This window comes from Consotaella aegiceratis, assembly GCF_036541425.1.
Lineage (GTDB): Bacteria > Pseudomonadota > Alphaproteobacteria > Rhizobiales > Rhizobiaceae > Consotaella > Consotaella aegiceratis.
Map to the genome: position 1 here is coordinate 1 of NZ_JAZHFT010000070.1, position 12,529 is coordinate 12,529.

A 12,529-nucleotide genomic window follows, 5' to 3' on the forward strand; every position below is an offset into this window, starting at 1 on the left:
CAGGCCGATCTCGATGCCTGGCTCGTCCACTACAACACCGAACGCCCGCATCTCGGCTATCGCAACATGGGCCGCAGGCCAGCCGAAACCGTCATGTCTTTCGTCAGTCAAGAAGCTTAAGAAGACAAACAGGGCCGCAGCGGGCCCTTGAAGAGACCCATACAGAGGTGGTGGTTCCCGAATTTTGTCAGGAACGTCGCTATCGCTTGGTTTTCTGGCAAGATTATATGCTGATCTATTCTCGCCCTGCGAGGCATTATGAACATCATACTAACGACGAGCAATATTCGCATTGAGGAGCGCTGTATAATTACTGCGCTCGATGCGGCGGCCTGCGAATACGAAATAGTTGACGTTCGAAAGAAGATTTTTGACCGCCAAAAGGAGATCACCAGCTCTCCTTCAATTGTATTCAATAGATGCATTTCACAAGTTCAATCACTAGCAACAGTACGGTATTATGAGAGTCTGGGCATTAGTTGCGTAAATTCGGCAGAGACTATTGCCGCCTGTGGTGACAAACAGGCAACGACTTTGAGATTGCAGGCTGCTGGCGTTCCTACTCCCCGTACAGTTTTCGCACTGGGCCGCGAGAGCGCTCTTCGTGCGATTGAGCAGTTGGGAATGCCCGTGGTGATTAAGCCAGTGGTTGGTTCCTGGGGAAGAATGGTCGTGCGAGTGAATGACCTAGATGGCGCCGAGTCCGTAATTGAATTGCGCGAAAACTTGCAGGGCTCCCAGCATCGGCTGCATTATATTCAAAAGTTCATCGACACCGGTAACAGGGACATCAGGGTTATTGCAATCGATGGTGAAATTCTGACTGCTTATGCGCGAAAATCTGATCGTTGGATTACGAATGCCGCCAGAGGCGCAAGGGGGGAACCCTGTGCAGTTCCGCCTGAACTCGAAAGGATTTGTCGACTCGCATCGGATGTGATGGGGGGCGGCATCCTTTCTTTTGATGTATTCGAAGTGGAAGACGAAGGATTTCTGCTTAACGAGGTCAATCACACTACAGAGTTTGCACTAGCTGCCCAAGTAACCGGTATCGATATCGCAGGCGAATTGGTGAAATATCTCAAACTAAGGCTCGCCGAATGGTCGCGATAGCAATCATGGGAGCTTCTGGATATGTTGGCGGAGAGCTGCTCCGCCTTCTGCTGTCCCATCCAGATGTCAATTCCGTGCAGGCTGCGTCAGATTTGCACGCAGGGGCGCCTATCGGCGATGTACACCCCAATCTACGCGGCGAAAGCGACCTTCATTTTGTCAATCGCGCGGCAATTCAGCCCTGCGACGTGCTGTTTCTGTGCATGCCACATGGCTCGGCTGCTGCCGACCTCGCCGCTTGGCAGGGCATTGCGGAGATCACCATCGATCTGAGTGCCGACTTCAGGCTCAAGGATACCAAGATTTTTGAGCAGTACTATGGTCACCCTCACTTGGCCCCCGAGATGCTCCAAAAATTCGTATTGGGCATTCCCGAGTTTGAGCGGCAAGCTTTAACAAGCGCAAATTATATTGCCGGGCCGGGTTGTTCGGCCTTGGCCGCCTCCCTGGCGATCCGGCCGCTTAGCCAGGCCGGAGTGATAACAGATCAAGTTTTCGTCGATTCAAAGGTTGGGTCCAGCGGGGCTGGTTCTACCGCGGTCCCCTCTTCGCATCATCCGCTACGCGCCGGTGGAGTGCGCGTGTTCAAGGCGACAGGGCACCGTCACGAAGCTGAAGTATCAGCCATTTGTAACCTACATGCATATCTAACGGTGAGTAGCATCGACGCCGTTCGAGGTGTCTTGGTGGCCGCCTATTGCGAGCTTTCCTACCCTGTTGAGGATAATGACCTGCGGGCAATCTACAGGGCTATGTACGGAAGAGAAGCATTCGTCCGACTTGTAAAGCGAAAGCGGGAAGGACCTTACGCTCTGCCGGAGCCGAAACTGCTGACAGGCACAAATTATTGTGACGTAGGATTTGCCCAAACTCGGGACGGACGTTGCGTTGTCGCTTTTGCAGCGCTGGATAATTTGACGAAAGGCGCAGCCGGGAATGCAGTGCATTGCATGAACATCCGCTTGGGCCTCAATGAACGGGTTGGCCTAAACTTCATTAGTACACACCCTGCGTGAACGATCATGATTAGTATCGTCAAAATCGGTGGAGGCGAGAATGTTGCGAGGAACAACATACTTGACGATGTCGCCCAGCTGATTTTGGAAGGTCACCGGATCGTTATCGTCCATGGCGCCTCGGGAGAAATCCAGCGCTTAGGCGAATTCCTCGGCCGACCGCCCAAGTACATTACCTCTCCGTCAGGCATGCGATCGCGTTACACGGACAAGGAGGCGTTACAAGTAGCCCTTATGGCGTTCAGCGCTGTCAACAAAGACATTGTCGCTCATCTATGTCGTAAGTCGATAAGGGCAGTAGGGTTGTCAGGAATGGATGGTTGGGGCGTCACGGGTCATCGCAAGCAAGCGTTGCGTGCGTTTGACAATGGACACGTTAGAATTATTCGCGACGACTGGTCAGCGCGTATTTCGAGTGTCAATCCCTCCCTCATACGATGCTTGCTTGATAATGGCTTCACACCAGTAATATCGCCTCCTGCATTGGATCATCTGGACGGCCCCGTGAATGTCGACGCGGACCGCTTGGCAGCGGCGATTGCCGTCGCGCTGCTGCCGAGCCATCTATTTCTGCTGACTAATGTGCCTGGTCTCTTAGAAGATAAGGCCGATCCTTCCTCATTGATACAATGCGTAGCAGAGAAAGATATCGAACGCGCGTTGCAGCTTGCAGAGGGACGCATGAAGCTGAAGGTCTTGGCCGCACATGAGGCGGTACAGGGCGGGGTATCGCAGGTCGTTATTGCCGATAGCAGAAAAGTCCGACCCGTTCGCTCAGCCATAGACAGCTATGGAACTACTTTTGCCGGCTCTAGGTCGGTCAAATCCGCTAATGGTCCCTCAGGAGGAGCATCATGAAGGTATCTAGGGAGGATGCTCGAAACTTGCTAGTCGATGCGGTCAGAATATCATCTCCCTCTGGCCACGAACAGGAAGTGGCGCGGCTACTGGCTGACCGCATGGAGGCATTCAACCTTTCCAGCCACATCGACGAGATGGGCAATGTTATAGGAGAGATTGGGGATACTCACGGACCCACAATACTACTGCTTGGCCATATCGACACGATAACCACCCTACTCCCCGTAATCGATACCGAAGATCGTCTGCTTGGCCGCGGCTCAGTCGACGCAAAAGGTGCCCTTTGCTGCTTTATCTGTGCGGCAGCGGCAATGGTCTCGGCACCATGCAAGTTTATCGTAATCGGCGCTGTGGGTGAGGAGGCGGACTCAAGGGGTGCTCGATCATTGGAAGGAAAGTACGAGCCCTCCGCAGTCATCGTCGGAGAGCCATCGGCAGCCGACGCAATTGTTATCGGCTATAAAGGTAAGATCGGTGGGGTTTATACCCGTCTATGCCAACCCGGGCACATCGCTGGGCCCGGAACAAATGCCGCAATTGACGCCTCACAATTTTGGAGAACGATTGAAGCCTACCTTCGGGACCAGCCGATCGGCGGTGGAATGTTCGAGCGCGCCGAACCGTCAATTAGTCGCATATCTGGTGACGCCATCATGGCCGAACTCCACTTTGACGTCCGGATACCGGTGGGGTTCGATATTAGCGGGTTCCTAAACTATGCCGCCAACAAGAGCGGAAGCGGTTTCCTACGAATCGATGAAGCTATTAGCGCGGTTGAGTTTTCTCGATCGTCGCCCCCTGCCCGTGCCCTAATAGCAAGCCTGCGAGCAGCCTCGCAGGATCCAAAAATCAAGGTGAAAACAGGAACCTGCGACATGAATGTCGTAAGCCGGTTCTGGGACGCCCCGATGGTCGCCTACGGGCCGGGCGATTCCAAGCTGGATCACTCCTTAGAGGAGAACTTGCCGTACGCGGAATACTTCAAGGCAATAGAAATTCTCTCGGATGCGTTGCGCAGGCTCTCGGCAGAGCTCATCGCGGATCAGCCCATTAGCGAACTGCAGTCAACTTGGAGGAGATAATGGATATTTCCTAACATAGGGTATATTTCCATATTCTGATCGCCAGAAGATAAATGAAGTGGGGATGGAAATGATGGTAAGTAAAACTAAAATATCGGATCGACTATGGTTTACAAACTATTCCGAAAATCTTCCTTTTGGATACACGGCAGAGTCCATAGATCATTTAATAGCTTCACTTATGTCGACCAGTAAATACTTTCCGACAGAATTTTCATACGATGACGCCGGCTCTATTTACTTCGATAAATTTGTTGATTCTGAGGAATATTACTTGCCAAAAAAGGAGATCGAGATATTTGAGAGATATAAAGATGATTTAGCTGAACTAACCGGTCCATGCGATATCTATGAAGTGGGCGCGGGGAGCTCGAAGAAAGTTAAAATCTTACTAGGGGCATACAATCGCCTGTACACGGACGTAAGTTTCAATCCGATCGATATCAACGGCTCGATCATGATTGAAGGCGCCAAAAATTATTTGAAGGAACTTGAGAATATATTAGTTCATTGTTTAGTTGGTGCGTATTCAGATGTATTTTCAACTAAATTTACAAAAAATACGAGAAATCTCTTCCTGTTCATAGGAAGCTCTATTAGTCAGGAGGAAAACGATGACTTACTGAAAAGAATTATAACGCAAATGAATGTGAATGATTTTTTTCTGGTCGCCTTTGATCTGCAAAAAGATCCAGAAATACTAAAAGCGGCCTATCAGAATTATTACGGATCGATGTGTAGTTTGCATGTTCTTGATCATTTGAACGAAGCATTCGACGCCAACTTCGTCACCGACAACTTTGAGTTCGAGGTTATTTTCAATCCCGAACACGGCGGGTGCGAGACGCACTTGCGAAGCAAAGTCGAGCAAATTGTGACCCTTGAAAAGCTCAATCTGACGGTGCCGTTTCGCGCGGGTGAATCCGTGCGAACCGGTGTGCAAAGGAAGTTTCGAATGGATCAGATGAGGGAGCGTCTAGAATCTCTCGGTTTCCGTGAAGTCCGAACATTTTTGGACGGGCAGGAATGGTACGCGGCGATGCTAGTCGAGGCCATCTGACGGATAGTTGTCGTCAATGTCGCCGGACCCGACGATAGTCTTCGATTTGGGGGAGTACGCAAGTGAAGACCATAGACAGGCTGGCGCTCGCGGGAGGACAGCCGGCAGTCAGTAACAAGCTGACCGTTCCGCCCTGGCCACAAACCGGTCCGGACGACGAGAGAGCCGTAGTCGAGGCATTGAGAGCGGGCGACTTGACGAGCCTGTCCTCCGGAGGATCCGTCGAAAGGCTTGAGGTTGCTTGGGCGCACTGGCTTGGCTGTGCCCATTGCGTCGCCGTGTCAAATGGTACCGCCGCCTTGAAACTCGCGTTAGCCGCCTTGGACATTGGCGATGGAGACGAGGTGATCGTACCGGCTCTGAGCTTCATCGCCTCGGCTCTAGCCCCGTTGCATGTGGGCGCCAGACCAGTCTTCATCGACATCGATCCAATAACATTCAACCTAGATGTGGGAAGCATCGAAGAAAAAATCACCCACCGCACCAAGGCGATTATGGCGGTTCACCTGCATGGGCTCACAGCGGATATGGCCGCCATCCTTCATATCGCTAAATGCTACAACTTGAGGATCATCGAGGATGCTGCTCAGGCGCACGGCGCGAGTTACCAAGGTCGAAACGCCGGTACCATTGGCGACATTGGTGTGTTCAGTCTGAATGCCTCGAAAAATTTGCCCACATGCGGAGAAGGAGGACTGATTACCACTAACGACCCCGCGCTCGCGGAGCGGCTCGGAATGCTTCGGCAGTTCGGCGAGCGCCTTAGGCGCGGCGAGCGGAGGCTTTACGAGCATGTCGACTACGGCTGGAACGACAAGTTGAGCGCCGTTCAAGCTGCATATACACTCAGCCGGCTGCCCCGTTTCGGAGCCGAAATTGCCAGACGGGCAGAAAACGTCTCAGCTTTTCTTGGTCGTTTGAAGGGTCTGCCAGGGCTCATCGTGCCTGGAGCACCCGTCGGGTACGAGCATGCCTGGCACATCCTTCGCTTTCGGGTCGATGCAGCGGCTGCCGGTCTAGACAGCATTTCATCGAGTTCCCTCAGAATGGCTGTCGTTCGAGCGTTGCGCGCGGAAGGCGTTCCAGTCGGGCCCTATCAAACATTGCCCCTGCCTGCGCAGCCTCTCTTTGCCGCCTCGAAACGTGACCAAATGTCCAGATCGGGTCGAGACATGGCCACGACACCGTTCGAAGCGACGCAGTTCCCAGTTTGCTGCGCAGCAATCGAGAACAGCTTCACAATTCAGCGAAGCCACCTAAGTCCTGATGCTGCACCTCTCATGACTGCCTATGCCGACGCTTTCGAGAAGGTGTTCTGGCACCATCGTGAGCAGATTAGCAAGATCGCTGCCACCATGTCTTTCACGCCACCATGGCAGAGCGGGATATTGCAATGAGCGCAATTGACGTCCACCCGGATATTCTGACCCTTATGGACGGCGCCTACGAGATCCGACGGCTGGTGGTGGAAATGGCACATCAGCCCGAGGGGGCACATCTCGGAGGAGCTTTATCCGCCGCCGAAATCCTCTCGGTCCTGTTCGGGACGGTCCTCCGACTCGACCCCAGCAATCCGGAATGGCCCGACCGTGACTACTTCGTGCTGAGCAAGGGTCACATAGCTGCCGCTTATTATGCCGCACTCATGAAGCGAGGTTTTATTCCGGAGGCCGAACTGGGGCAATACGCTCAAAATGGCAGTAGACTCGGCGGTCACCCCTCGCACAATCTTCCAGGAGTTGAATTTTCCACCGGTTCCTTGGGCCACGGTCTATCGCTGGGGATAGGGTTGGCGCTTGCCGCGCGACACCTCGGAAAACCCAATCGGACCTTTGTTCTGATGGGGGACGGCGAATTGCAAGAGGGCACCATTTGGGAGGCTGCCGGATCGGCAGGACGATTTGATCTTGGGGCATTGACTGCGATCATCGATCGCAATGGCCTTCAAATCAATGGTTCCGTCGAGAGCTGGCTCGGTGACGACAACTTGGCGCAACGCTGGAAAAGTTTCGGATGGGATGTCATCGAATGTGACGGACACAGCGTCGCGGAACTCCTCACAGTGCTATCGCCATCGCGCCATCCCGTGGGCGTTCCTCATCTAGTCATTGCAAGAACAGTGAAGGCAAAGGGTATCCCATTCATGGAAAACGATAAAAGGAGCCATTCAGTAGTTCTTTCCGAGAAAGCTTATCAGCGCGCCATAGCCGCATTGAAGGCTTCCCGGCAACTCTGAGAATTCTAGGAGGACACAGCCCATGCCGGCCGACGCCACAAGCGCTAACTGTGCAGATGACGGAGCGCTCATCTCGGCAAGGGACACTTGCCGAGCCGCATTGATCCGCCGTGCTCATGACGATTCTCGTCTCCTATGCCTCGATTCGGATATGGGCGGTTTGAAGGCAGGCTTCGGGGCAGTTTTGCCCGGTCAGTATCTCGATATCGGTATCGCTGAAGCCAACATGCTTTCGATCGCAGCGGGGCTGGCCCGCGGTGGTTGTAGGCCGGTTACGCACACCATGGCTACGTTTGCTGCTGGCAGAGCCTGCGAGCAGATGAAGCTGGATATCGCCCTCCACGACCTGCCTGTTGTCATCGTTGCCACACACGGTGGTTTCTCGGCGGGCCACTACGGTCCGAGCCATTTCTGTCTCGAGGATTTCGCGATACTGCGAAGCCTCCCTAACATGACCGTCATAGCGCCCTGCGATGCCTATGAGGCAGAACTTGCACTATGCGCTGCACTCTCTCTCCAACACCCCGTTTACATTCGCCTTGGCAGGAAGCCGACGCGGATCCTGCAACGTGCGCAGTACGAATTTCGCATCGGCCAGTCTCAGTTGATGAGGAGAGGACAGGATCTGACCGTCATAGCGGCAGGGCCTTACGCGGTCGCTGGCGCCCTGCAGGCCGCTGATTGCCTCAAGGATGAGATAGCGCTCCGCGTAATCAACATGCCAACGATTAAGCCCATCGATCGAAGGGCAGTGATAGAAGCGGCCCGCGAGACGCGAGGAATAATTACGGTTGAAGAGCATTCGACCGCCGGTGGACTCGGGAGCGCGGTAGCTGAAGTTGTCACTACCTTTTCTCCCTGCGCGGTTTTTCGGATTGGTGTCGCCAATACTATTCCGTCACACGTTGGCGACGAGGAAAGCCTTCTCGCGGAGTGCGGTATTTCATCAGCTGGTATCGTCCGTGCAGCCCGACAGATGCACACCGGCGAACTTCGAGATGGAATGGGTTGGGAGGCAGGCCTTGCATAGCTATTACCAGACACTCCGCTTTCCCAACCCGTGGGCCGACCCCAATTCACCCAGGTCCCGCCGCATGGTTCCAATCCCGCTCGACGAGTATCGAAACAACGTATCCATGGCCGGTCTGAGTAATCTTAGCGCTGGGAGACTTAACATCTGGCGAAATTCTTACCCGCTGGAAGAGGCGCATCTATTGCACGATGAAATTAACGTGGATGGAATGCACTTTCTCTTTCCGCGTGGTGATGGAGGAGTACCGGACAATGTCCGTTGTGCAGCGCAATTCATAGAACTGCCTGAGGCCCGCTACGACTGGATTTACATGCTCTGTAGCGCCGAGCGACGCGTTGAAGATGAGGCTGCACTTCACTTCGTGGAGGGAACTGTCGATTTCGTTCCATTTTGTGTTTCCGACTTTTGGCCAGGCGCCAAGGCCCGGAACGGTGAACGGGAAGCCATCAGGTTCTCGGCCATTAATTTTCCCCACCACCGACAGGAGCGTATTGAGCCGGGGATATGGCGGCAACGGATTCCCGTCACCAGAGAGGCTAGTCTCCGCGCGCTACGTCTGCCGACAAACGTAGCCCTCCACCTCTTTGCGATCACTTGCTTGATATCGGAGGAGTGCTCCGATGACAGTTGAGCTTTCCGGCATGAAATACTGGTTCCACGAGAGTGTAAGCTGTCTGCACGACTGCATAGCGATGGTATTGCTACATTGTGGGCAGGAACCGATTGCGGTGCTCGGCGCGCGCTGGTGTTTTTTTCACGATCGCCAAAAGGTCTCTAGCGAGGAATTCTACTACCCATCCCGCAACACGGAACAGCTTGGCCAAGCCTTGGCTCCATTTCATGCCCTCAGAGCTCGCTGGCGCCTAGCGGCTAGCAGTGATGAACTCCTCGAAGGCGTCTGCCACTCTCTAGACGACGGTCGCCCGGCTCTAGTCGTGGAAGATAATTTTTTTATGCCAAACCGGCCCGCTTTCCGGGACGTACACGCAGCACACTTGGTTCTGGTCACCGGGTACGACAGGGATAACAATACCTTTCGCATTATGGAGCCAACACCGCCTCTTTACCACGGCGCCATTAGCCGTGAGCAATTGCGGGCAGCAGTGGGCTCGGACAATGAGGTGCGTCCGGGGTTGCGCGACTTCTTCTTTGCCGGCTCACGAATTGAATTCCGATGGATCGATGTTGAGAAATTTCGGGCTGTTCCGGCGATCGATACCGAACGCCTAATCTCGATACTGCAACGGAATTTGGCCGATCTCTCCACAGTGAGCACTACTGGCCAGCTTATAGGAATCTCCGGACTTGAAGCCTATCTTCGCGACTTGGTTTCCAACCCAGGCGAAAGTGATGAGTCCGCCAAGCTGTCGCTGGCCGAAATCTATACTGTCGGATGGGCGCATCAGGCACAAACTGCACTCCATGCCGAATTTCTCAAACAATCCGGCATGGTGCTTCGATCCCCCTTTTTGCTAGAGGCAGCCCGCCGGGTAGATAGCATTGCAGCTCAATGGACTGCGTTCCGGCTGTTTGGCGCGCATGGAGCTCATGGAGGGCTTTCATTGGCAATGGCACTACTAGAGATCGAGGATCGCATTGAAGGCTTTATTTCAAGTCACCGACGTGCACTTGCCGCGATCGACCGTGCCATCACGTCTATTCAAACTTAGCGGCCGATTCCGTCCTTGATAAAATGGGGGTGACGAATGACTAATTCCCTTGAATTTGACGTGACCCAGGAGGCGAGGGTCGTTGTCATAGTAGCAATGTCTGCCAGATCTGGTTCGAGCTGGCTCGTGGAACAGCTAAAACAATCTGAAGATTTCGTCCACTTCCGCGGCGAACTGACGACTTTCTTGAGAAAACACAGACTAACCCCGCAGAGTCCGATACCCGCGTCCGAGGCTCTCGCCGCAACAGATGCCGCAAGAGCCGACATGGCGTTTAGACGCGATCTTTCTCTTGAGGTGGGCTACCCCTTGGATCGGATCGATGATCCAGATCGGTTTGCGCAGGACATTCTAAGGCGATTGCCAATGCAATGGCCGCAGCTTGATTTCAATGGCGCTGACGAATTGGTAGGGAATGCTATTGACGAAGCAAACTCAGCAACGGACGCGTTCGATGACGTTAGTTTCTCTCGAAAGTTGCTGGGTCAGTTGGCAAGCATCATGCCTCTTGACCCTCTGTTTCACGACTTCGGCCAAGAGCCGGACCAGGCATCGGATATCTGCTATCCTTTTACGTATGTTTTGGAGAGCCCTCCCTTCCTGAACTTTGCTCCCTGGAGGCGTGCGACCATCGAAGAAGTGGGCAGTAAGCCGCTAGTGATTAAGAGTGCCGGTGATGTTTACCGCTTGGATTTCTATAGAGCACTCTTCCCCAACGCGAATCTTCGGGTGTTGCACCTCAGGCGGAATCCTGCTGCTTCTATCAATGGATTAATGAACGCTTGGCTTTCCAGAAAGTATCAAAGTTTTCGCGTCGGCGGCCTGTCTATCAAAGGGTATTCCGACCTCGCTACATGGCGAGAACAGTGGTGGAAGCTTGATCTTGCTCCAGGCTGGGAGAATTACCGAGATGCATCGCTTCCAGAATTGTGTGAATGGCAGTGGAGAAGCGCGCAGGAAGCCGTACTGAACTGGTGCGAAACAAACGATGAGGACCCATTCGTGGCTCGATATGAGGATATGATGGCGGCGCCCGAGAAACGGGCTGCTATGATCGCGGACTTATGTGACTGGCTATCGGTGCCCCGTTTCGTTCCAGCCCAGACCCGCCTGATGAATGCAAGTACGCCGCCAAGAAAGGGAGCTTGGAGGGGTCGGTCGGAGCAAATCGTTCCTCTGATCGAGAGCCAAATGTGTCGCACTGTATCGATCCAATTGGGTTATGGAACCGACCATGAGGCTTGGTTCTAGAACTGCCCCGCCCTCGTACTATGAAAGGAAGGGGCTCTCAAGTCGATCTTGCTTATGCTGAATCTAGCTCTTTCGAATGCGTCGGGCAAACGCGTCAGCGGCGTTTTGATTGACGAGATCGACGTACAAATCGACTGTATTTTACGTATTCGAGCGCGCTGCAGCCAGGGGAATAAGATGAAACGGATATTTCGATATAAATCTACCGCCAGCACTGCGTTCGGCAGTGCCGCTGGCATGGCAACAGTCTTGGTTTGGTCATTGGCAGCGCCGGTCGTAACGTATGCCGTGGGAATAGATCCGTTTCTTTATGTCGCGCTTGGAGATGGCATTGGCGCGACAGTATTCCTTTTGACATGGCTCAGGTTACGTCAGAATCCACTTCCTGAATTGAAGGGAGTTCCGGTATGGTTTTATGGGCTGGGCCTTATTGGTATTGGCGTACACAACTTGACGTGGGTGGCGGCCCTCCAGCAAGCTCCTCCCCTCGAAGCAACGTTGCTTGTATATACGTGGCCTCTACTAGTGATCATTTTTACGACTGTCTCGTTGGGGCAAAAGTTCCAATGGTATCATCTCGTTGCTGGGGTTGTGGGCTTAGCAGGTATAGTAGCCTTATTGATGGGTCGGGGTTTAGGTTTTGGCTCGTTCCAACTAGCTCCTGGCCATATATGGGCGATTGTTTCTGCTCTGTCATGGAGTATCTTTTCGGCGATTTCCGCCCGATATCCCTACCAAAGTAGTAACTTTTTGGGAGTGGTCTTTTTCCTGAGTTCTATAATAAACGGCTCAATTTGGTTTTTTGTTCAACGTGCTCCCTCAGCACCAGCTCAAAGCCTGTTGATCGCTGGCGTGGCAGCAATTTTCTTTACGTGCTGCTACGCTATGTGGGATTTCAGTATGAAGCACGGTAATACTCAATTGGTGGGTGTTGTGAGTTTTCTGACCCCCGTCCTTTCCACAGTGTATTTGGTATTGTTTGGCATGGCAGAGCTCACGGGCTATCTTATCGTCTCGCTTATGTTGGTAATAACCGGTATTGGTATAGCTAAATATGGTGAATCGATTCGCATTGCTATTATACCGCTGAGCGGATGATCTGACTCTGGCGTGATTTGCGTGGCTTCGGCGACCGTGATTCCTTCGTACTAGATGCGACGAGGGAGATGCGGATGGCGTTGGAGATCAGCGACAGATATTCGGCAGG

Annotated in this window: 12 protein-coding genes and 1 pseudogene; all 13 read left to right on the forward strand. The window is 53.3% G+C overall.

Going from position 1 to position 12,529, the window contains the following annotated elements:
* Positions 1–120, forward strand: a pseudogene (locus tag SMD10_RS23735) (IS481 family transposase); the annotation flags it as partial.
* A 138-nt stretch (positions 121–258) separates the two neighbouring features.
* On the forward strand, positions 259–1,113 hold the full coding sequence (gene lysX, locus SMD10_RS23740) for a lysine biosynthesis protein LysX (RefSeq protein ID WP_331688221.1): 855 nt from the start codon (positions 259–261) through the stop codon (positions 1,111–1,113).
* Positions 1,101–2,129, forward strand: coding sequence for an N-acetyl-gamma-glutamyl-phosphate reductase (gene argC, locus SMD10_RS23745; RefSeq protein WP_331688222.1), 1,029 nt, complete (start codon positions 1,101–1,103; stop codon positions 2,127–2,129). The genes lysX and argC overlap by 13 nt, the downstream gene beginning before the upstream one ends.
* A 6-nt stretch (positions 2,130–2,135) precedes the next feature.
* A complete protein-coding gene (locus tag SMD10_RS23750; RefSeq protein WP_331688223.1) occupies positions 2,136–2,987 on the forward strand; it encodes a [LysW]-aminoadipate kinase in 852 nt (283 codons plus the stop codon).
* Positions 2,984–4,072 carry a M20/M25/M40 family metallo-hydrolase gene (locus tag SMD10_RS23755; RefSeq protein ID WP_331688224.1) on the forward strand — a complete coding sequence of 363 codons (1,089 nt, stop codon included), beginning with the start codon at positions 2,984–2,986 and terminating at the stop codon, positions 4,070–4,072. Before SMD10_RS23750 ends, SMD10_RS23755 begins: the two co-directional genes overlap by 4 nt.
* 64 nt (positions 4,073–4,136) lie before the next feature.
* Positions 4,137–5,132: an L-histidine N(alpha)-methyltransferase gene (locus SMD10_RS23760; protein WP_331688231.1), complete on the forward strand. Its 996-nt coding sequence runs from the start codon at positions 4,137–4,139 to the stop codon at positions 5,130–5,132.
* A gap of 62 nt (positions 5,133–5,194) precedes the next feature.
* The gene (locus SMD10_RS23765; RefSeq protein WP_331688225.1) at positions 5,195–6,529 is read left to right on the forward strand and encodes a DegT/DnrJ/EryC1/StrS family aminotransferase; all 1,335 of its coding nucleotides are present in this window, start codon (positions 5,195–5,197) and stop codon (positions 6,527–6,529) included.
* A complete protein-coding gene (locus SMD10_RS23770) occupies positions 6,526–7,368 on the forward strand; it encodes a transketolase (protein WP_331688226.1) in 843 nt (280 codons plus the stop codon). The genes SMD10_RS23765 and SMD10_RS23770 overlap by 4 nt, the downstream gene beginning before the upstream one ends.
* A gap of 22 nt (positions 7,369–7,390) precedes the next feature.
* Positions 7,391–8,398, forward strand: coding sequence for a transketolase family protein (locus tag SMD10_RS23775; protein ID WP_331688227.1), 1,008 nt, complete (start codon positions 7,391–7,393; stop codon positions 8,396–8,398).
* Positions 8,399–8,462: 64 nt separating this feature from the next.
* Entirely contained in the window at positions 8,463–9,032 is a 570-nt protein-coding gene (locus SMD10_RS25685; RefSeq protein WP_490338296.1) for a hypothetical protein, read from the forward strand.
* Complete coding sequence (locus SMD10_RS23780; RefSeq protein ID WP_331688228.1) at positions 9,022–10,071, forward strand: BtrH N-terminal domain-containing protein; 1,050 nt, start codon at positions 9,022–9,024, stop codon at positions 10,069–10,071. The genes SMD10_RS25685 and SMD10_RS23780 overlap by 11 nt, the downstream gene beginning before the upstream one ends.
* Positions 10,072–10,107: 36 nt before the next feature.
* Positions 10,108–11,322 carry a hypothetical protein gene (locus SMD10_RS23785; protein ID WP_331688229.1) on the forward strand — a complete coding sequence of 405 codons (1,215 nt, stop codon included), beginning with the start codon at positions 10,108–10,110 and terminating at the stop codon, positions 11,320–11,322.
* A 54-nt stretch (positions 11,323–11,376) separates the two neighbouring features.
* A complete protein-coding gene (locus tag SMD10_RS23790; RefSeq protein WP_331688230.1) occupies positions 11,377–12,420 on the forward strand; it encodes a DMT family transporter in 1,044 nt (347 codons plus the stop codon).
* Positions 12,421–12,529 lie beyond the last annotated feature (109 nt).